Source organism: Paenibacillus sp. J22R67, from assembly GCF_059692175.1.
In genome coordinates this window covers 72,472-93,045 of the sequence record NZ_JCAUAX010000003.1, presented here as the reverse complement: position 1 = coordinate 93,045, position 20,574 = coordinate 72,472, and the positions used below count along the sequence as shown (strand labels likewise).

Sequence of the window (20,574 nt, the reverse complement as noted above, 5' to 3'; positions counted from 1 at the left end):
GAATTACAGTTGCGCACTTGCCAGGCTTTCATTGATATTAGCGTTAAGCTCAAAAGGAGTTGCTTGGTACACATAATAGTTCAACCAATTAGAGAACAGCAGGTTAGCGTGCGCTCTCCAAGTGTTATAAGGCTGTCTGCTAGGATCATTGTTTGGGTAGTAATTTTTGGGGATTTCAATAGGAAGTCCCTTGCTCACATCCCGATCATACTCCCATTTCAATGAATTCGCATCATACTCGGAATGGCCCGTTACGAAAATATGCTTTCCGTCACGTGTAGCCGCGATATAGACACCGGATTCCTCCGATTCGGATAAAATCTCCAGGTCCGGACATCGCTCAATGTCTTCACGGCGAACATCGGTATGGCGGGATTGCGGCACATGGAATACTTCATCAAAACCGCGAAGAAGCTTCGTATTCGGCACCTCGACGGTGTGCGGGAATACACCGAATATTTTGTTGTCCAGCGCAAATTTACGAACCCCGAAATGATGATACAAGCCCGCTTGGGCTGCCCAGCAAATATGCAAGGTAGAAGTGACGTTTTCTTTGCTCCAATTCAGGATTTGCGTCAACTCCTCCCAGTAATTCACATCTTCAAACTCCATCTGCTCAACTGGGGCGCCTGTAATAATCATGCCATCCAGCTTTTCTTCTTTAATATCGTCAAAAGTTTTATAGAACAACTCCAGGTGTTCAACGGAAGTGTTCTTAGAAGTATGAGTTTTCGGATGCAGAAGGACGAATTCCACCTGCAGCGGGGTATTCCCGATCAAACGCAGCAATTGCGTCTCGGTCGTTTCTTTTGTAGGCATCAAATTCAGCAAAGCAATGCGAAGTGGACGTATATCCTGGTGATACGCGACAGATTCGTCCATGGTGAAGATGTTCTCTTGGTTTAAAATTTCTTTGGCAGGCAGGTTGTCAGGAATCTTGATCGGCATCCTGTTCACTCCTCTTCAATGGTTTATTTTGGGTGTATTTAAATGCAAAAATGACCTTCTCTGGAATCAGAGAAAGGCCATGGAAAGTACTGTCAATGTCCTTCTCTTATCTCCCAGATTCGCCTTCTAAAAGCGGTTCCGCAAGAATTAGCACCGTGCATCCCTTTGCTTGCAAAGGTTTGTCGGTTGCCGGGTGTCATAGGGCTAGTCCCTCCACCTACTCTTGATAAGAAAATGAAACGTATGCGATTAAAATCATCATACTATAAAATAAGGTAAAGTCAAGACATTAACCGATTCTGACAACCTGCAAAAACAAAGAAATTGCATAAGGCTGTCCAGCTATGATATTATTGATACGAAATGTATCGTTAATTGGTGTTTGAAATAGCTCATAACAGGGTTAAATAAATATCAAACTGATTACATTACCTAACCAATAAAGGGGGTCTATTATGTCCGCACCAACTTCGGATAACTTCTCTGCTTTCGCTTCATTACATCGATATTTCGCTCTAATTGAAACATCGAAGCCAACTATGCAGCAAGCTGAGGATGCCGCAGCCTTATTATGTCGAATCTACGGTGCAGAGAATGAGGAAGAGCTACTGCTCCGAGGTAATTCTGAATTGACTGACATTTATACAGAATTGAAAGCGAAGATCTTGAAAGCCGCCATGTAACTTCATGGCGCTTTTTTTTTGACACCGAACAAGCCCTGAATCCATAAAGTATCTAAAGCGCATTTCTACTTGTTTCGCCAAACTTTTTGGCTTGAAACGGGGTATATGAAGGGTTATACTAGACAAGTATTATTCGACACGGACGCAAAAGGGGGGCATACGTTTGGACGGGGAACCGAGGAGTAGCACCTGCAAGTTTTGTAAATTTTATAGTGTAGGAATGCAGTCGGTTATACCATCATTCGTAGTCTCACACACATGATGAACGTAACCGGCTGATTCCATGCAAAGGGGTGGATCAGATGAAAACACGGTGGGTTCAGAATGGCATTTTCACATTGGTCGATGACGTGTCTGTCGCACTAACACCTCCAGAAAAAGGCTTTTATTGGATTGATGCAGGGATCGAGGATTTAGAACTTCTTCAGCCTTTGTTCCATCTACATGATTTGGCCGTGGAGGACTGCTTGAGCGAAGAGGAACAGCGTCCTAAGATTGAATTTTATGATTCGCATTATTTTATCGTAATTAATAGCATTCGTTTTGATGATGAAGAGATTTTCCTTCGCGGACTTAATCTATTTCTTAGCAAGCATGTCATTATTACCGTTACTAGACAAAAAATTAATGAACTTCGCGCTTTAAAGCCCTTCCTCTGGGAAGAAGAGGTCAACAGCGCCGATCGTTTCCTATACCATCTAGTCGATCTTGTCGTCGATAATTACGTTGCGGTTGGTGACCGTATCGAGGCCAAGATTGAAAAGCTGGAAGAAGATATTTTGGTAGCGACCAAAAAATCGCATTTGAATGAGATTATCGGACTTCGTTCGGAAATTCTCTGGCTCAAAAAAGTGCTCGTTCCGCAGCGCGATGTCATCGGTACGCTCGGCAAGAAGGAACTCAGGCTGATCGACCATCAGCTCCAGAAATATTTTGGCGACATTTATGAGAATGCCGTGAAAATCGTGGATACGTTCGATACGCTCCGCGATCTCATGGGGAACTTACGAGAAGCTTATCAGTCCAGCCTGGCTAACCGTGCGAATGATATCATGCGTGTTTTTACCGCGCTGACGACCATTTTCATGCCGCTGACGTTCATTACAGGTGTGTTCGGGATGAACTTTGATAACATTCTAGGGCTCCATGTCGCTCACGGCGATGAGTTCGTCTTAGCGTTCATGGGTGTGCTAGGCATTGCGATGTATATCTTATTCCGTAAAAAAGAATGGCTTTAATGTAAGGAAGGGCTTCTTGAAGCAGCTGACACGGCTGATCAGGAAGCCCTTTTTTAGGCTAATCCCGTTTGATTTTCACGAATTTACGTTTTCCCACCTGAATAATATCGCCGTCCTGCGGGTTGAGTGACTCATGGATATTCATGATCTTCGTTTCATTGATTTTCACCGCGCCTTGCTCAATGCTGCGTCTTGCCTCGCCATTGGAAGCTTGCAGCCCCATAGAAACAAGCAGCTTAACGATGGAAATTTGGCCCGACTCCAGCAGTTCCCCGCTTATCCGCATTTCTTCGATATCATCCGGCAGCGCACGCTTCTGAAAGACCGTAATAAAATGCTGCTCAGCCTCTTGAGCTGCTTCCGCACCATGATACATACGAACATATTCCTTGGCCAGCTTCATCTTGGCATCTCTTGGATGGGTGGAACCAGACGCCAGTCCCTCTCTCAACGCCTGAAGAGCCTCACCTGAGATCGCAGTCGTTAACTCAACATATTTCAGCATAAGCGAGTCTGGAATCGACATCGTTTTCCCGAAAATTTCATTCGGAGCCTCATCGATACCGATGTAATTTTTCAAGCTTTTGCTCATCTTCTGCGTGCCATCCAGCCCTTCGAGCAGCGGCATCAGAATAGCCACTTGCCCGTCTTTCATCTCATAGGCGCTTTGCAATGTACGTCCCATCAAAATATTAAAAGTCTGATCCGTACCCCCAAGCTCAATATCGCTCTCAAGTGACACGGAATCGTAGCCCTGCATTAACGGGTAGAAAAATTCATGCACATGAATCGGCTGATTAGCCGCGTATCTTTTGGCGAAATCGTCCCGCTCCAGCATCCTTGCAACTGTTACCTTACCCGCAAGCTTGAGCACATCATCAAATTTCAGTTCACCAAGCCAACTAGAATTGTAGTAAAAGGTCGTTTTGGTGAAATCCAAAATTTTGGACAGCTGCGTCTGGTACGTCTGAGCATTATGCTGAACATCCTCTTCTGTCAGCTGTTTGCGCGTTTCCGACTTCCCCGTTGGATCACCGATTCGGCCCGTGAAATCTCCGATGATCAGCTGAACTTCATGGCCTAACTCTTGAAATTGGCGTAGCTTTTGCAAAACAACCGTGTGCCCAATGTGAATATCCGGTGCGGACGGATCTAGGCCCAGCTTCACTTTCAACGGTTTTCCTGTCACAATTGCCTGGGTAATTTTCTGTTTCAGGGCATCTTCCGGTATGATTTCTGCCGTGCCACGTTTAATAAGTTGCAGCTGGCGCTGAACTTCCTGCCTCTGTGCATCGGTTAACTCTTTTCCCGTCATCCTACAATCCCTCCTTGATCGCTCTAAAAAAAACAAAAAGACAACCAAATCGTCCACAAAGGGACGAGACGGTTGTCTCGCGGTACCACCCTAATTAAAGCGAAGGATCTGCGACTCTCATTTGCAGCCTTCTCTTTCACTTAGTAATTGTAACGGCATAGGATTGCCGGGTATAAGCTACTGATGCTCTCAAAGGAGCATGTTCCCTCAACCAACTCAGAACGGTAATTCGGAGCCATGCTTGCATCGGTTTGCACCTTCCACCGACTCTCTGCAGCAGCGGCAATACTCCTACTAAGGGCATAGCCCCAGTTCGTCATCGCTTTGATTGCTATTAAGATTATTGATCATTTAATCATATCTGCCTAAGCTCTGTCAATGCTAACTTGCAGCTTGAGCGCTCATGCTTTCCTTCTCCTTGCGGAAACGTAATCGCAGCAATCGAAGCCACTCATAAGCGCGGTCGAGTTCTTTGCCTTTCAGCTCCTCCGTGCCACCCATACGTTGAAGAACCGGCTTCAAATAGCGGTCGCCTTCAGATTCGAAAGCGTTCCAAGCTTTGATCTGTTCCTCCTCTGGGACTGAAGTCAACTCTGCTTCCACCAGCAGATCCATATCATAGCCATCCCGGTCCAATTCCTCTACCCACAGCAAGAGCTCTCTGCGCGGCATCGTCAGGTCAGCTTGAAGATCCGCCAAGCTGCCTCCGCGAGCAGCGATCTCCAGCAGCTTGCGTTTGCTGACCTCACGGTCAAGCTCCATGCGCAGCTTCTGCTCCTTCTGTGCGAGGAGCCATGACTCAAACTTGACGATATCGACGCTCCTAGCAACCCAATCCAGCGGAAAGCCATTCGTACGCGTATACTCTGCGGTTAACTTTAGTATATCCCCTGCATACATATTGGTTTTCTGCTCACCAAAACCGGGGATTTGCTGCAGTTCCTCCTTGCTCTGAGGCAAGAAGACAGAAATCATGCGCAGCACCCGATTCGTAGCGAGAATATACGGCGCTTTGCCTTCCCGCGCGGATTGTTCGCGTCTCCAAGCACGAAGAGCCTCATACACTTCTTCGCTTGGATGTTCTTCGCAGAAATACGTCAGCATCTGTGTCATCCTCGCTTTGCCAGACAGCACCTGAGCCGATTCCAGATCCGAGCTCACAATAGGGCGGAAGCCGCTGCGAAACTTCTCTCGCAAGCCATGACGGAAGATGCTTAGCATCTCATCCCAGCTCATCCCCTGATACCACTGAGCTTGCTGCGGCTTGCCTGCGCTGTCGGGTTCGTTCCAGAACACATTCCACACGCCTTGCTCCTCAGCAATCGACACCTGAGCTGATAAAATGTGATGATCCCCCGTTTCCTTCTCCAATGTGTTTAAAAAAACAATGTTCATACTTACCTCCTCCAAACGGTTACGAAATATAGGGTAAGAAAAACGAAAAAGCACCTCTTCAGCTAGGCTGAAAAGGTGCTTCCTTATCTTTCGTACTGTTCAATGTTTTGGATGGTTTAAAAAAGTATTGTAAAATCAGGACAATCACCCCTTCATAACTGTTCGATGTTTTGAAGATTTTAGTTATGTTTAGAATATTATGTGGTCGTTACGTGGTCATTGTGGTCATTGTGGTCATTGTGAGCTATGTTTTCGTGGTCAATGTGGTCACGTAAATGTGGTCAATCTTCCTATGTGCCTAATCGCTTTTTAATCTCGTTCTTCTGGCTGTTCAACAGGTTCTTTTGAAGCTCAGTTATGCCAGCTGTTTGAAGCATTTCATCTAAGTCAGAAATCATTTTGTTGTATCCGATCTTCAATGCTTCGCTTCTCAAAAAGTCTTGCTCCTGTGTTTGTTCCACTTGTTGTCCTTTTGCCATGTTAAAAACCTCCTATTTATACTCCAGTTCCAATACCAACAAGAATCTTCAATAATAATGGAGAAAGCTGAACTAAGATATAACCGATAGCCGCATTACGCAGCATATCCATCCCCTTATCCCTGGACCCTATCATGATGAACAAACAACCACCAGCAATCATGACACCAGCTATCGGGTAGGCAAGCGAAGTAATTAACTGTATTAGCGGATCAAACGCTTTAAGTATAAGTGCCGCTGTTCCTGCTCCTACTGTCGCTCCTGCAGGGATGGCAGCTGGTGCAGCAAAGACATGCGGACCAACGAATAAACCCGTTGTAACAGGCACAGTTAAACCCGTAGCGGTCTTAACCCAACGTTCGATACGCTCCTTGGTAATCCGATCTCTGACCCGATCCATGATAGTTTCGTTGTGTTTACCGGACATAAACTCCGTAATCGTGAATGTCTTTCTCATATTCATCACGTCCTTATTTTATTTCATCCCAAAGGTGAATGACGGTTTCAAGACCTACGCAAGCATCCATCAAATTCTTTCTACGAGCTTCGGAAGTACACACCCAAAAGATACGAGGGAAGTAACCATACTGCTTCTGAAATACACCTAAGTCTTTTAGCTTCTTGTATTTCTCGATCTTCTGGAAGTTCTTTGTCATGCTCTGCGTGTTGTCGATCTCTACCAGATAGCGAGTGGAATTACATTGCATGATGGCATCACACACGATAGTCAGGTCACTAACTTTAATCCTCTGCTCTGTCTTGAATGATTCCGGTCTTCGCTTAATGTAAAGGTCGTTCCTCATAAGGTAGTGATCAACCTCGGCTATCTTTTGCCGTACTGTATTTGATCCAATGTATTCACGACCTGCTTTATTAAGGTAGAAGACGTTCTCGATATCTCGGAAGCAACCCAGATAATCTTTCATGCTTTCAATGACTCGCCGCGTGTTACGTTCTCCTCCCAAATGGTGTAACGTTCCGATTTGTGAAGTTGTTAGGTAATCCAGCGTCTTCAATGACGAGAGAATCATCTCTGTCCGTTCTAGTTGTTTGCTCGGCATCTTGCACATCCTTTCTAGCTTTGATGACAATATGAGGCTTAATCTTTTCCTGTATAAAATCATTTGTAATGAATGGAGTTTGAACAGTAATCTTCCGATCCGTCTTGTAAATTCCACGACCTTTAATTCCAAGTGGAAGTGACTCTGCTCCTGCTTCATCAAGTACGACTCTTGATGCGGTTTCTGTGTCCAGTAAGAAGCACATTTTAGCCACCGCGTTTTGCTTAATCTGCCTCGGCAATATGTCACCCGTTGGATATTGCGTCGCGAACACTAACCTATAACCAAGACCGCCACCGATCCGTGCAATCTCTGATAGGATGCGCTCACATTCCTGCTTCTTCGCTTTTGCTTCCGATTTATCCGGTGCTAGCTCTGCAGCTTCATCCACAATAATGAAATCTCGATACCGCGCACCAGCTTCTGTAATGTCCTCATAGCCCTTTCTTTTATACTCCTGTTGTCTAGCTTTCATTTCCTTTTCTAAAGCCTCTAACATGGCTAGAGATTCGTCTACGTCCGAAGCCACTCCCACAACTTGCTTACAGTTTGCGAAGCGATTCATAGCCAAACCACCTTTTAAATCGATCAGGTGAAATCTGACATTATCACATTGATTATGAATTAAAGTGGTTATGATGTTTTTTAAGAAGACTGACTTACCATATCGAGTTGTTCCTGCAACGATCATCATTTGTAGCTTATCGAAGTCATGAAAGACCTTCCCTTCCCTGGCTTCGCCCATAGGTACGTTCCACCCTTTACACTCGCTGAGAAGGTCATCATTAAACTCGACAACTTCCTTCGTGGGTTCGTTGTAAACCTTAACCAAAAGCGTACCATCATAACTCAAAGAGATTTCTTTACGCCTATGCTTACCCTTTAACTTACTGATCTCTCGAGCAATGTCTTTCATCTCAATCTTTCCAGTGCGAAGGTTACTCCATATACCAAGTAAATCCCTAACCGAGAATTCCCAAAGTGACTTGCGGTTGTTAAGGCCATCTTCGAATACATTCTTCTTTGCTTCGTAATCCTTGAACGATCTGCCGAGAGGGATACGATAGCAATACTCAACACCCCATGTATATTTTTTCTTTCTGAGTAATTGGATTGTTTGTTTCTGTCCGTCTTCCATGAGGTTCAAACCTGCATTGTCATTGGATCTCTTCCTTTTATTCTTGTTTTTATTTTAACAATTAAACGCGAACAAAACAAGAACATTAGTTCGTATTTTATTAATAACTACTTTATACTATATCGTTCGTAATACAATGCCGAAATGCGGCCAAATAAACGAATAAGGTGAATCCATGGCTCTCCGAATTGGGAGATGCCTTCTACCGCGGATATTAAAGAAAGCTAAATTATCACAAGCCGAATTTGCTTATCGAGTCGGTATGTCTGAATCGACAATATCCCATTATGCGAACAACCGAAGAATTATGTCGTTAGAGAATGCCAAAATCATAGCAAATGCACTAGGATTAACTATTGATGATTTATACGAGTGGTGGAAGGCTGAGTGATTTTTCACTCCTCCCTCGTATCGTTCTTTACACTTGCGTAAACTGGAAGCCATAAATCATTTCACGCATTTCCCATAAAAATAAACATTTTCCATATAGGGTTATAGGAAACAATATACTCCAATAGTCAAGTATTTTCTACTGGAAATAAATAGGTCACCCCCGTAAAATACTGGCACCAATCGAAGGTATTGGAAAACCGTAAAGCGTTTCCAAGTCAATTTTATATGAATATGTTTGTATCGTCGCCATCCAATTACTCAAGATTTATACGATCCAATTATACACGTATTCAGGATGACGCATACTTTATTATAGTAAAGTACAATTGTTAGGAAATTGTTAGGAGGGTATATATTACATGAAAGGTTACTTTCGGCGGCGCGGCTGCACTTGTGGAAAAAAGAAATGTACATGCGGCGCGAAGTGGTCATTTACAATCGATATTGGTTCCGATCCTGCTACTGGTAAACGAAAACAGAAGACAGTTAGTGGATTTGATACGAAAGCAAAAGCAGAAGAAGCCGCGACAAATCTGCACTATCAGTTAACCCGGGGAACCTATATAGAAGAGAAGAATATTTTGTTTAAAGATTTCGCTGAAAAGTGGCTTGATCTTTACAAGTTATCAGGGAAAGTAAAGGTAACGACATTCACACTTAGAGAAAGTAAGCTCAGAAAGATATTGACTTACTTTTCACAAATTAAAATCAAAGACATCACTAAGCTGATGTACCAAGAGATGTTGAATGATTTGTCTAAGGAACTAGCCAGGAAGACAGTTGCAAGCATACACGAAACCGGCAGCCTCATATTTAAGAAAGCTTTAGAGCTGGAAGTTATCCAGTCAGATCCCACGGTATATGCTAAGGTCCCGACCATTCGTAAAACGGTTGAAGAGTTAGAGAATGAAACGGACATACCACGGTACCTTGAAAAAGAAGAGTTAGCTGTTTTTCTTAAAGTGGCAAAAGAAACATCAAGTCACTACACGTTGTTTTTACTAATGGCCTACACTGGCATGCGTATTGGTGAAGTGTGCGCTTTAAAGTGGAGAGACATTGATTTTGAAAACAAAACCGTCAACGTCAATAAAAATGTCTATAGCAAACGGATGGGGACTTATATCCTGCAAACTCCAAAAACAAAGAAGTCGAAACGGATCATCGATATTGATGATGTTGTTTTAGATGCCCTGGAGGACCATAGAAAAAAGCAAAATTCCAAACGAATGAAATATCGCAATATCTACCACGATGAAGGATTTGTTTTTGTTCACGACGAGCATCTACACTTTATGGGCTACCCAGATGATATCACTCGTGTGGGCAAATTCATGACGAAGGTTTTAAAGCACGCAGGACTCAATGAAACCCTCACCACGCATTCATTCAGGCACACCCATACTTCGCTATTGGCAGAGGCTGGCGTGAGCTTAGAAGCCATTATGGAGCGTCTAGGACATCAAAACGATAAGGTCACGCGAAATGTGTATCTTCATGTTACGAAATCACAGAAAAAAGAGGCATCTCAAAAGTTCGCTGAACTCATGAAAAGCCTCTAAATTTTAAATTCCAATGTGGTCATTTCGTGAACAAGATTATAGTTTTATTCTTGAAACCCTTTATTTATAAGGGTTTTTTCTTATTTATTGAAAAGGTGCTTCCCTTTTTCTAATATCCAAATCATACCATGTTTGTAAGATAGGCGCAACCTATGTTTTGTTGACAAGCCAATTTCGGTTATAATGAAAGACATACCAGAATGAAAAGAGGGCCCTTATGTCTGATTATGACTTTTTATACGACCATCAAGAAGAAACGACAACGCGTTTTGTATGCTTCGTCGGCAATGCGCTGCACCGTTTTGACCTTGCGATAATGACTACTACCCGCTATTACGGCAAAAAGCTTGTCATTGATTTACAATCAGGACGCAGCGCCGTAATTGGTCCCGATGATTTGGCAGAAGAGGGATACCTGGAGTACGCCTTCAAGCTCAATGAGGAACAAGCACTGGAACTCAATGAATTTTTACAGCAAATTATCGGTTCCATTCATTTCACGGATATTTAATGGATCAGCGGGGGACACTGGAAAAAGCATGCGCAACCCAGATGAGGAGGCATTTTCCATGAGTGTCGAAGAAACCGCGAAAGATAAGTATACCGAAACAAAAGGTTTCATACCTGAACAGCGAGATGTATACACCGATTTGGAGACGGTCGAGTCTCAGCGAAATGACCTGATTCCTGAGGAATTTCCCGAAGGTCCTTATGGCACAAGCCTAAACACGGAATCGCTCGGAAAAAGCACCCCTTGGCGAAAGGATCAGCGCCCGCCAAACCGATTTTCCTATGAAAATCATGAGCTGCATGAAGGTATCAAACGGGACTACCCAGGCGCAGATGATAACCGGAATGAACCTTCGAATCAAGAATAGGATTTGAAAAAGAGGCAATCTACAAGCAGATTAACTGCTTGTAGATTGCCTCTTTTGTGTTTTATTTGCCCAACAGCTCCAAATGTCTGCCGATGTGATGACGCAAACCTTCAGCGAATACGTCTTCCTGCTCTGCCATCGTCCGGAAGAACTCGTCAGCGAACTGCTTGCTGCCATCAGCATTTTTTGCCTGCAGCAACAGGCCGTATGTGATGTGCAGCAACTGGCGGGCATTATTCTCTTCCATGTAGTTTGGCAGATCTGCATCCGCGACTTCAGAAAGTGGAACGATGGCCTCAATATCCGTCGTCACGTGATAATAAGCTGTTGCTTCTGTAAAATGATCCAAAGCGAATTGGTGCATGCGGCGATACAGGGAAGGCTTCACTTTTGCTACAACACGTACCGCTTCGAGCCAATTTGTACCCGCTGTTTTGATGTGGAACAAACCGTTCGTGTATTGTCCAATCAGTGGGAACACACTGAATTTGTCGCTGCCAGAATGAATGCTCAGCTTGTATTCAAAATGTACAGCAATCGCCGCGTGGCTTGCTAGCTCACGCTCAAATTGCGCGATATCGCCAATATAGTCAATACCTTTTTGGAACTCCCCGCAGAAGCGTGGCGCCATACTGAAAATCGTAACCCCGCGGTCACGCAGCTCGTTCGCTACCAAATAGTGGGCTTCTGGCGATGTAGGTGTAGCCGTTTCATCAATAGATATTTCAAAATCAACAGCACGATCCAAAGGTGCGATATATTTGCGGAAAATCGCTTCCATGAAATTAATCGCTGCGTCGTAGATCAGCACATCCTTTTGGAGCGCTTCACGCGTGTAGTTAAGTGCTGCACCTGGAACGTTCGCAGGCGTTTCCAAATAGCGCTTCTCATAGTGTTCGCGCAAGCTGGTTGGCAGAGCCGCATACTTCACTGCGACTTCATCTGCAGACAACGTTTCGATCTTATTATCAATATTCTCGGAGCAATCCAGCGTCAACATGGTAAAGCCAAGTCGCAAAGCGTACTCGATATCTTCTTCCTTCTTCAAATGGTCGCCATCTGCGCCATAACCATCTTTGTAGCCTTCTTGGAATACGGCATAAGCCGCTGCATCCAAAACGTCCTCATACGTTCTGCCTGTAAGCGCAAGCTCACGAATACTTTGCTGTGCCAACACTGGACGAATATCTCTGCCACGAATTGTTTGAATATGTCCAGGGCTTGCAATACCAAGTCGATCACCCAGACCCATTGTAGCTACCTGTGTGCCAAATGCTTGCGGGGCTGTATAAGGCAAAAATTGATTTAGCGTCAAACGATTCTCGTGCGTTAAAGGAGCAATTTTAGCGCCATCAACAACTTCACCGTTTAATTGATCGTACAATTCACTCTCACCAACTGCAAGCAGCTGCTTTCCAGCCTCCGTACGTACCATAACAAGCGAAGTATTACCAATTTGTGTAAAAGATGCCGCATATACTTTAGAGCCTGGTGCTGATAGCGTCGATGTATTTCCTGATTTGATTGCGTCTATAAGCTCTTTCATTCTGTGTGTTCCTCCCTTATTTTGCAAACGTTTGCTATTTTCCTATAGCTTAATCATATCGCAAGTTAGGAGCGTTTTCTCTTCATCTATTCCTATTTTCAACGAAAACTATTCATATTTTTCACTGGGACTGTGATATACTTCCCTTACAACAATTCGAACTAAAGGAGTACCCTCATGCCCAGCACCGTCACCTTCGGCAATGAAGATGAAGGCCCATTTTATATTCAACATATTCATCGTAACGGATCGTTCGAGAGAACTCAGCACATGCATGATATGTATGAGCTCTATTATTTGTATGAAGGTGAGCGCATGTATTTCATCCGGGACCGCTCGTATCTCATCCTTCCAGGAGACTTGGTGCTCATTAATCGGCGTGAACTCCACGCCACTTCCGACTCCGATAAGCTTGGGCATGCGCGTGTTGTGATGAATTTCAGCGACAACTTCCTCGAGAGTATGAAGTCTGATGCTCCTTTCCTGCTCGATGCCTTCACGCATGCTGCGCCTGTGCTCAGGCTTGATCTCCCGACCCGGCGATTTGTCGAAGATATACTTGGCAAAATGATACATGAAGCGAAAGAATCTCAGCTCGGGCAAACCTTCGCTCTGCGTCATTTTCTGATCGAGCTGCTGTTGTTCACCGCACGTTTTGTTCGCCTGCATCCTGTCACTTCACCTGAGCATGTCTCTCCACTGCATAGAAAAATATCAACGATCGTGCGTTACATTAACATTCATTTTGCGGAACCTTTGCGATTGGAAGAACTTGCGGAAAGATTTGAAATCAGTCCGGCTTATTTAAGCCGTATGTTCAAGGAAATCACTGGATTTTCACTTATCGAATATATAAATCTCGTTCGTGTCCAGGAAGCACAGAGGCTGCTAACGGAGACCAAAATGAAAGTCATTGTCGTTGCTGAGCAGGTCGGCTTCGGCTCCTTAGTCCAGTTCGGCCGTGTCTTTCGGCAGATTACCAAAACAACACCACTTCGTTATCGACAGTCGGCAGCTACTTAACTCTATGTAACTAAGTGAATAAATTGTGCGTCATTGTCAGCCCTCCTCCCCCCTCTTATAATGGCAGTAAAGCAGTAGTATGAGAGAACGAGAGGATGAACAGGATGAGATATAGAAACGTTGGCAATAGCGGATTAAAAGTGAGTGAAATCGCACTCGGAAGTTGGCTTACCTACGGTACAGCCGCTGAGCAAAAAGCTGCCGATGCTTGTATTGAAAAAGCGTTTGAGAGCGGTATCAACTTTTTCGATACAGCCAATGCCTACAACCGAGGAGAAGGTGAGAAAGCGATGGGAGCGGCCCTTAAGCCATATCAGCGCTCATCTTATGTCCTTTCGACGAAAGTTTTCTTCCCGATGGGCGAAGGTCCTAATGATCGTGGGCTTTCACGCAAACATATTTTCGAACAATGCGAAGCTAGCTTAAAACGTTTAGGCGTCGACTATATCGACTTATATTTCTGCCACCGTTATGACGCTCAAACACCGCTTGAAGAAACACTTCGCGCCTTGGATGACCTGACGGCTCAAGGTAAGATTCTGTACTCCGCTGTCAGCGAGTGGACTGGTGCTCAAATTACCGAAGCAGCAGGCATTGCTGAACGCTTGAACTTGCGCCCACTGATCTCGAATCAGCCGATCTACAATATGTTTGAGCGCTATATTGAGCGGGAAGTGTTGCCTGTTTCGGCGAAAAAAGGTTTAGGACAAGTGGTGTTCTCTCCTCTTGCTCAAGGCATTCTTACCGGCAAATATAAGCCTGGCGCGCCGCTGCCAGCGGATAGCCGGGCTGCTAATAATTCCGTCAACAGCATCATTACCAGCTACTTGAACGAGCAAGTGCTCCTTGTTGTGCAGGAGTTAGAGCAAGTAGCCCGCAAACAAGATATCTCCTTGGCTCAGTTAGCTCTAGCGTGGGTACTCCGTCAACCGGGAGTCAGCACCGCTCTCATCGGAGCGACAAAGCCTGAACAGATCGAAGAGAATGTGAAAGCCGTTGACATTCAGCTTACGTCTGAGACGTTGGATCAAATTGATGAGATCCTGAAGCAAGTTGCCCATTTCTCGCCAAAACGATAAGGAATATCGAAAAGTTCGTATGAGTGGAAGGAACTTGAAAGCTGTAACGATGACAAACATCGTTACAGTCCGTCGCAGCACGGCGGTGGCTTCTCTAACGATGCAAAACATCGTTACAGGCTGCTAGCTGGGCGGCTGACTGGTTTTAGCTGTGCTGTAACGATGACAAACATCGTTACAGTGCGTCGCAGCACGGCAGTGGCTTCTCTAACGATGCAAAATATCGTTACAGGCTGCTCGCTGGGCGGCTGGCTGGTTTTTGCAGTGGCCGGCAAGCTGGCTTCGCTAGTACGTATACAAAAAAGGGAGGGCGCCACTAAATGGCTCCCTCCCTTCCCTATATCTTAACCGATTAGCTTAATTAATCCTTTGTAAGCAATTTCCTCGAACTTCGCGATCACTTTCTCCCGCTCCATCGCCCAACCGCAGTCCTCAAGCGCACAAGCAACAGGTACATCCAAACGTATCGTTGCCAAATCACGCGATAAATGCAGCATTTCGAGTTCTGCTTCGATTTTGGCTCGAACACCTTTCGGCAGCGCCGCCAGATTTTCCAAAATGCCCCCGATATCCTGATACTCGTTCAGCAGTTTGGTCGCTGTTTTCTCGCCGATGCCTTTGACGCCCGGATAGTTATCCGCCGTGTCGCCGGTCAGACCTTTCAGATCAATAATCTGCGCAGGCGTCAGACTTTTCTCTTCCATCAACGTTTCCAGCGTATAAACCATGTAGTTGGAGTGCCCTTTTTTCATAATAATGACTTCCGTGTTCTCATTCACAAGCTGGAGCATATCATGATCTCCGGTTAAAATTTGAACTTTCGTCAGTGGGCTGTATGTACGGGCCAGTGTTCCAATGCAATCGTCTGCTTCGTAACCGACAACACCGATATTCGGAATGTTAAAGCTGGCAGTTACCTCTTTAACCAAATCGAACTGCGGAATTAACTCCTCCGGGGCAGGTCCGCGATTCGCTTTGTATGCTTCAAATTTCTCCGTGCGGAACGTTTTACTCCCCATATCCCAGCAACACACCACGTGGGAAGGCTTAAAGGTTTGAATGGCATCAAGTAAATATTTCAGAAAGCCGTATACACCATTAATCGGCACGCCGGTTTCTGTTCTCATAATGTAACCGCTCGATGAAGTCGCGTAAAAACCGCGAAATAATAAGGCCATACCGTCAACAAGCAGCACGGAACCAGATGAATTCTCTGACAACATAATCGCTCCTATCCAAATAAATATATGTACAGTATAGCACGGGAGCTTACCCCCCGGCACAAAAAACCACCATCAGTAAAAGTTACCAATGGCGGTTAAAGCACTACGTTACCTAATTTATTTCAAAACATACTCAGCCAGTACGCTCTGCAGTTCGTAAATGTTTAAGCTTTTGTTGAACTTTTTTTCAATCGGGGTAGGGGTGCTGCTGATCCATATCTTCATTTCTGCGTCCAGATCAAAAGTACCTGCTGTCTCAATGCTGAAATGGGTAATGCTTTTATAAGGAATCGAGTGAAGCTCCATTTTCTTGCCCGACAATCCCTGTTTATCTACTAATATTAGCCTTTTGTTGGTAAAAATAAAAAGATCGCGGATGAGTTTATACGCTTTTTCGATCGTTTCTGAATTTGCCAACACATGTGCAAATTCCTTATTCACATCCGCCAATTTAAGCTCCGAGGCGTTCCCCATTAAACCATCAAATAATCCCATTGCTTCTCCTCCTTGAATAACTATCTATAGAAACTAATCTGTCGGCACACAAAACCCGCCATCAGTAAATGAATACTAATGGCGGGTTACGTCATCTCTATTCCAATTTATCGACTGGTATGCCAGTTAATTTCTTGTATAAACTGCGATACAGACTCGTGTAACCGCGTTGAGATTTCATCATCTAGAATGGCTTGTCCCTGATCGCCCCAAGTCACCTGTTTATCGAGCACATACACACCTTGCAAGATATTCTGTGCACCCAATGCGGACAGCACCGGTTTAAGTGCATAATCGATAGCGAGCAAGTGAGAAAGCGTACCGCCTACAGCTAAAGGGAGCACAATTTTGCGTTCCAGCCCCTTTTGCGGGAGCAAATCAAGGAATGCTTTTAACACTCCGGTATAGGAGGCTTTGTAAATCGGCGTAGCTACGAAAACAGCATCTGCTGCAGCAACAAGCGCGTTCGCGCTCACAATGGCTTCGCTGTCAAACTTGGCATACAGTAAGTCTTCTGCAGGTATATCGCGTACTTTGATCCAGTCCACTGTAAGACCTGCTTGCACCAATTCGCTCTTCGCTACTTCAATAACCCCGTGTAATCGGGATGTAGGGGTTGGACTTCCTGAGATAATGACTACCTTCGCCATTTCATTCACACTCCATTATGATTTTTGATGAAAAAGAGACCCCGCTTCCATTGTTCGATACAAGGTCGGAGTCTCCATTTGTTGGTCGACTTTAATTCATAGTATTTTACTTGGAATTATCTTACCATCGCATGTCAGACACGTCAACCACTTTCCTTAAAAGAAATTCCAGCCCGGCAGCCACCTGAGGAAGAATGAATACTTAGATGGAATAATCATCCCTGAAAGAATCGGATAGAACAGAGCGAACAAGACAAACACACCTAATAAATAGCCGTAAACCCATCTTCTTTTATGAAGCGGACCTTCTTCCAAATAATCTTTGATATAGTAGGTCAGAATGAGCACCAGGAACGGCACCATGGCAAAATAGTGATAAATAAAAGTCAGTCTCGGCACTAGCATCCATGGCAAGTATTGGGAACAATAAGCGATTAGCAGCATGCGCAGCAGCTTATCCTTCCTCTTCACTGCCACATAGAACGAGCAGACCACTGCTACAAAACCAGGCCACCAAACAAGCGGATTTCCGAACGAGACGATGCTCGACAGCATGCCTTGCGGCATAAACTTAGCTTGATAATACCAGATCGGGCGCAGCATCATCGGCCACTCCCACCAAGGGGAAGAGAATGGATGAGTCGCTACCAAATCCTTATGATACTTGTACATGTGCACCTGATAAGTGACAACATCCTTCAACTGATGCCCAGGTCCCGGAACCATCATGAAAGGAATATACGATAACGTATAAATGCCTAACGGGATGATAACAAACATTAGCACGCACCACAGGAGAGTAAGGACAGTATTTCTCCCAAATAGCTTCTGCACAAGCATTAATCGGCTGCGCTCCGAATCTGACAGAGCCGGCTTCGTAACTACTTCCGCCTCATCCAAGGATGAGATGTGCTGCTCTGAATCATCTGTATCCGGCTGAACCTGAGGTGATTTGTGAGCATCCTCCTGAAGCAAGCGCCGAGCGAACCGATACTCGCTATAACGCTCCAATAAAGATAAGAGCAGCAGCAGCGCAAGGCCCGCACCGCCATAGATCACGATCCATTTGGAGGCGGCGCCTATTCCAAAAAAGAGGCCTGACAGCCCTAATGGGATCAATGTAGCCCACAGCTTTTCACGATAAAAGCTTAGCGTCGTATAACGGTACATGAAATAGAACATCAGCATGATAAAAAATACGCCGTAAACATCGATGGTCGCAATACGTGTCTGCGCAAAGTGCATAAAATCAAACGCTAAGAGGAATGCCGCGATAAAAGCATATTCAGATCGGCCAAACATCCGCTTCGCAAACACGTAAATAACGGGAATCATACCAACCCCAAACAGTGTTCCAATAATTCGCCACCCGAATGGGTTGAGTCCGAATATGTAAATGCCGATCGCCATGAGCACTTTACCTAGGGGCGGATGCGTGCTTTCATAAGGCTCTATTTTGTGAAGATGCTCATAGGCCGTCCTTGCGTGATAAATCTCATCAAAATAAGTCCCGTTCATGTAAGTAGGCGTGTACGGTACTACGCTGGACTCATCGAATAAATTCGCTGTTTTTCCTTCGTCCGCCGGGTTTATATCTTGTTCCTTCATGTCAGTAATCGGTAAAATGGCCGAATTACCATCCCCGAAAATACCGATTTCATGCAAATGCAGCGGTGCGCTTTCCTGCCCGTCAATCACCGTTTTAACGTAACGCGCATCTTTCATCGGTTCTACCGTGTTCCAGGTGAAGACTTTGGTATGATCGGATTTGACAGTGATCTGATCCTGCCACTGCTGGCCATCTTGTGAAAACCAGAAGGAATAGGAGCCTTCCCCAACACCCGCGAAGGTGTTAATTCTCGTAATTTTGTGCGAGCTGCCGAGGTCAGCAATGACAGTTTCTCCTGCCGTTGTCGGCTTCCAGAAAGTAGTCGGCGCTTTGTGTCCACCCAGATGGAATAACGCGATGATGGTGTAAACGACTACCAGTAATCCTAAGTACAGCGCATCCTTTTTAGTGAAAAAACGTCCCTTCGAGCTTCGTTCAATACCATCCGGACTCTCTTTGAAAATGGCATTCCAACGCTCGGTCCACTTGTCCGTGGTCGGGACTTTTGGAATCGGGACAGGGTCATCCTGATTTCTCTGTTCTTGTTGTGATTGCACGAAAAGCCTCCATCCCAAAATACACGCATAAACAAATAATATAACATTGATACCAGATACAGCCAGCATCAACGGATCATAGCGCGGAATGTGATAGTCTTGATGAAAACTTCGCAGCAGCACATCCGCGATATTGATGAAATTAGTCAAACTAAATCCAATAAACAGACCAAGAATACGGCGATCCTTGATATAAATAAAACTCGTAAGAGCTAGCAGCAGGCCATAGTGTAAGTAGCGTTCATGCATTTTGGTCATACACATAAAAACAGCTGTTATAAATAAAAAAGCTACATATAATACAGCACCCTTTTGACCTTTGCTGCGGATATATAAATAGCACGTGTACAAAATCGAAAGGACCATGAGCACTAAACCCAATTTTTCATAGGAAAGATGTAGGAAGCTCGTTTTCATATCGATAAAATTGCCGCCTAAAAGCGCCATGAGATTAAACGCATTCAAGGAAGCATACGGGTAGGAGGCTAGAGTGCCAGAGTAAAGTCCGATCAACCATCCATAACCTCTTCCAATGGCAAAAGGAAGCGCAACTATCGCTATCGTCGTCATGCCACTAAGCACACTCAGCAGGAATACCATCAGATTGCGCTTGCGTATAACATCAATGAGCAGAAAAATACCGAAAAGAAGCGCTTGCGGCTTGAGTAACAAGGCTAAAGCGATAAACACGGAAGCTTGAGGCAGCTTCCCACGCTGCTGCAGCAGTAGTGTCACCACAATAAACAGCATAAAAAACGAATCAACTTGCCCCCAAATGGCAGAGTTCGCCCAAATCGCAGGATCAAAGGCAAACAGTGCAGCTATCCCTATGGCTCGCAGCCAAGTTCGCCTCCCGTTGTTCCAGCTTGATGCAAGGCGAAACAACAAATAAACGGTTACGATATCAGCCAGAATGGCAGGGAATTTCAGCACTAATAACGATTGACTGCTCTCCCATGGAATAGATAGCTTGTGGTGCAGCATCCCCACAATATAAAGGACATACATATAGCCTGGCGGGTAATCGAGGAAGTAGTCCTTGGCATTGTTATACATGCCGGACAAACCAACCGTATAGGCACGGTCCGACCAGGCCAGGAAGGTTCGGACATCCGTATCATAGCCCATCCAAATCGGTGCAAGATATAGTCTTATGACTAACGCTGTCAGTAGCAGTAAACCCAGAAGTAAGAATTTATAGGGCGCTTCGCCCACTTGCTTGAACCAGCTTACCATGAGGCATCTCCTTAAAAATAGACTACTACCATTATACTCGTCCACTCTCTAGCAGAAAAGGAAAAA

The 20,574-nt window shown here is 44.9% G+C and carries 21 protein-coding genes, 1 riboswitch and 1 other annotated feature; of the genes, 9 read left to right on the top strand and 12 right to left on the bottom strand.

Features of this window, described 5'->3' with window-relative positions:
* Nucleotides 1-3: 3 nt before the first annotated feature.
* Nucleotides 4-948 (bottom strand): homoserine O-acetyltransferase MetA, encoded by a 945-nt coding sequence (gene metA, locus AC58VC_RS12500; protein ID WP_497369106.1) that lies wholly within the window; start codon nt 946-948, stop codon nt 4-6.
* Between the two features lie 103 nt (nt 949-1,051).
* A riboswitch (SAM riboswitch) is annotated at nt 1,052-1,181 on the bottom strand.
* A 222-nt stretch (nt 1,182-1,403) separates the two neighbouring features.
* Here metA and AC58VC_RS12495 point away from each other — a divergent pair.
* Nucleotides 1,404-1,631, top strand: a complete 228-nt coding sequence (locus tag AC58VC_RS12495) for a hypothetical protein (RefSeq protein WP_497369105.1) — start codon at nt 1,404-1,406, stop codon at nt 1,629-1,631.
* A 302-nt stretch (nt 1,632-1,933) separates the two neighbouring features.
* Nucleotides 1,934-2,869 (top strand): magnesium/cobalt transporter CorA, encoded by a 936-nt coding sequence (gene corA / locus AC58VC_RS12490; protein ID WP_497369104.1) that lies wholly within the window; start codon nt 1,934-1,936, stop codon nt 2,867-2,869.
* Between the two features lie 58 nt (nt 2,870-2,927).
* Here the strand turns inward: corA and tyrS are convergent, their stop codons facing one another.
* The 6 genes from tyrS to AC58VC_RS12460 form a co-directional block, all read right to left on the bottom strand.
* A complete protein-coding gene (tyrS, locus tag AC58VC_RS12485) occupies nt 2,928-4,184 on the bottom strand; it encodes a tyrosine--tRNA ligase (RefSeq protein WP_497369103.1) in 1,257 nt (418 codons plus the stop codon).
* 56 nt (nt 4,185-4,240) lie between these two features.
* Nucleotides 4,241-4,513, bottom strand: a binding site (T-box leader).
* A gap of 52 nt (nt 4,514-4,565) precedes the next feature.
* Nucleotides 4,566-5,579: an HRDC domain-containing protein gene (locus tag AC58VC_RS12480; protein WP_497369102.1), complete on the bottom strand. Its 1,014-nt coding sequence runs from the start codon at nt 5,577-5,579 to the stop codon at nt 4,566-4,568.
* Between the two features lie 290 nt (nt 5,580-5,869).
* Nucleotides 5,870-6,058 (bottom strand): hypothetical protein, encoded by a 189-nt coding sequence (locus AC58VC_RS12475; protein WP_497369101.1) that lies wholly within the window; start codon nt 6,056-6,058, stop codon nt 5,870-5,872.
* A 16-nt stretch (nt 6,059-6,074) separates the two neighbouring features.
* Nucleotides 6,075-6,515 (bottom strand): hypothetical protein, encoded by a 441-nt coding sequence (locus AC58VC_RS12470; RefSeq protein ID WP_497369100.1) that lies wholly within the window; start codon nt 6,513-6,515, stop codon nt 6,075-6,077.
* A 13-nt stretch (nt 6,516-6,528) separates the two neighbouring features.
* Nucleotides 6,529-7,089: a replication-relaxation family protein gene (locus AC58VC_RS12465; protein ID WP_497369785.1), complete on the bottom strand. Its 561-nt coding sequence runs from the start codon at nt 7,087-7,089 to the stop codon at nt 6,529-6,531.
* Nucleotides 7,007-8,257: an FtsK/SpoIIIE domain-containing protein gene (locus AC58VC_RS12460; RefSeq protein WP_497369099.1), complete on the bottom strand. Its 1,251-nt coding sequence runs from the start codon at nt 8,255-8,257 to the stop codon at nt 7,007-7,009. Before AC58VC_RS12460 ends, AC58VC_RS12465 begins: the two co-directional genes overlap by 83 nt.
* 175 nt (nt 8,258-8,432) lie before the next feature.
* Between AC58VC_RS12460 and AC58VC_RS12455 the strand changes: the two genes are divergently transcribed.
* The 4 genes from AC58VC_RS12455 (at nt 8,433) to AC58VC_RS12440 (ending at nt 11,090) form a co-directional block, all read left to right on the top strand.
* The gene (locus AC58VC_RS12455) at nt 8,433-8,648 is read left to right on the top strand and encodes a helix-turn-helix transcriptional regulator (RefSeq protein WP_497369098.1); all 216 of its coding nucleotides are present in this window, start codon (nt 8,433-8,435) and stop codon (nt 8,646-8,648) included.
* A gap of 361 nt (nt 8,649-9,009) precedes the next feature.
* Complete coding sequence (locus tag AC58VC_RS12450) at nt 9,010-10,212, top strand: site-specific integrase (RefSeq protein ID WP_497369097.1); 1,203 nt, start codon at nt 9,010-9,012, stop codon at nt 10,210-10,212.
* Nucleotides 10,213-10,429: 217 nt separating this feature from the next.
* Entirely contained in the window at nt 10,430-10,723 is a 294-nt protein-coding gene (locus AC58VC_RS12445; protein WP_145659979.1) for a DUF3055 domain-containing protein, read from the top strand.
* A 58-nt stretch (nt 10,724-10,781) separates the two neighbouring features.
* Entirely contained in the window at nt 10,782-11,090 is a 309-nt protein-coding gene (locus AC58VC_RS12440) for a hypothetical protein (RefSeq protein WP_497369096.1), read from the top strand.
* 61 nt (nt 11,091-11,151) lie between these two features.
* Here AC58VC_RS12440 and AC58VC_RS12435 read toward each other — a convergent pair whose 3' ends face one another.
* Nucleotides 11,152-12,636: a tagaturonate epimerase family protein gene (locus AC58VC_RS12435; RefSeq protein WP_497369095.1), complete on the bottom strand. Its 1,485-nt coding sequence runs from the start codon at nt 12,634-12,636 to the stop codon at nt 11,152-11,154.
* Between the two features lie 177 nt (nt 12,637-12,813).
* On the opposite strand from AC58VC_RS12435, the gene AC58VC_RS12430 reads away from it, so the two are divergent.
* The 3 genes from AC58VC_RS12430 to AC58VC_RS12420 all read left to right on the top strand — a co-directional run bounded on the left by AC58VC_RS12430 (nt 12,814) and on the right by AC58VC_RS12420 (nt 15,086).
* On the top strand, nt 12,814-13,659 hold the full coding sequence (locus tag AC58VC_RS12430; protein ID WP_497369094.1) for an AraC family transcriptional regulator: 846 nt from the start codon (nt 12,814-12,816) through the stop codon (nt 13,657-13,659).
* 104 nt (nt 13,660-13,763) lie between these two features.
* Nucleotides 13,764-14,738, top strand: coding sequence for an aldo/keto reductase family protein (locus AC58VC_RS12425; RefSeq protein WP_497369093.1), 975 nt, complete (start codon nt 13,764-13,766; stop codon nt 14,736-14,738).
* Nucleotides 14,739-14,900: 162 nt separating this feature from the next.
* Entirely contained in the window at nt 14,901-15,086 is a 186-nt protein-coding gene (locus AC58VC_RS12420) for a hypothetical protein (RefSeq protein WP_497369092.1), read from the top strand.
* On the opposite strand, the gene AC58VC_RS12415 is transcribed toward AC58VC_RS12420, so the two are convergent.
* The 4 genes from AC58VC_RS12415 to AC58VC_RS12400 form a co-directional block, all read right to left on the bottom strand.
* Nucleotides 15,083-15,961 carry a 5'-3' exonuclease gene (locus AC58VC_RS12415; protein ID WP_477500525.1) on the bottom strand — a complete coding sequence of 293 codons (879 nt, stop codon included), beginning with the start codon at nt 15,959-15,961 and terminating at the stop codon, nt 15,083-15,085. The genes AC58VC_RS12420 and AC58VC_RS12415 overlap by 4 nt on opposite strands.
* Nucleotides 15,962-16,078: 117 nt before the next feature.
* Nucleotides 16,079-16,456 carry a PH domain-containing protein gene (locus AC58VC_RS12410; RefSeq protein WP_497369091.1) on the bottom strand — a complete coding sequence of 126 codons (378 nt, stop codon included), beginning with the start codon at nt 16,454-16,456 and terminating at the stop codon, nt 16,079-16,081.
* A 107-nt stretch (nt 16,457-16,563) separates the two neighbouring features.
* Nucleotides 16,564-17,106, bottom strand: coding sequence for an NADPH-dependent FMN reductase (gene ssuE / locus AC58VC_RS12405; RefSeq protein WP_497369090.1), 543 nt, complete (start codon nt 17,104-17,106; stop codon nt 16,564-16,566).
* Between the two features lie 156 nt (nt 17,107-17,262).
* Nucleotides 17,263-20,508 (bottom strand): glycosyltransferase family 39 protein, encoded by a 3,246-nt coding sequence (locus AC58VC_RS12400; RefSeq protein ID WP_497369089.1) that lies wholly within the window; start codon nt 20,506-20,508, stop codon nt 17,263-17,265.
* Between the last annotated feature and the right edge of the window lie 66 nt (nt 20,509-20,574).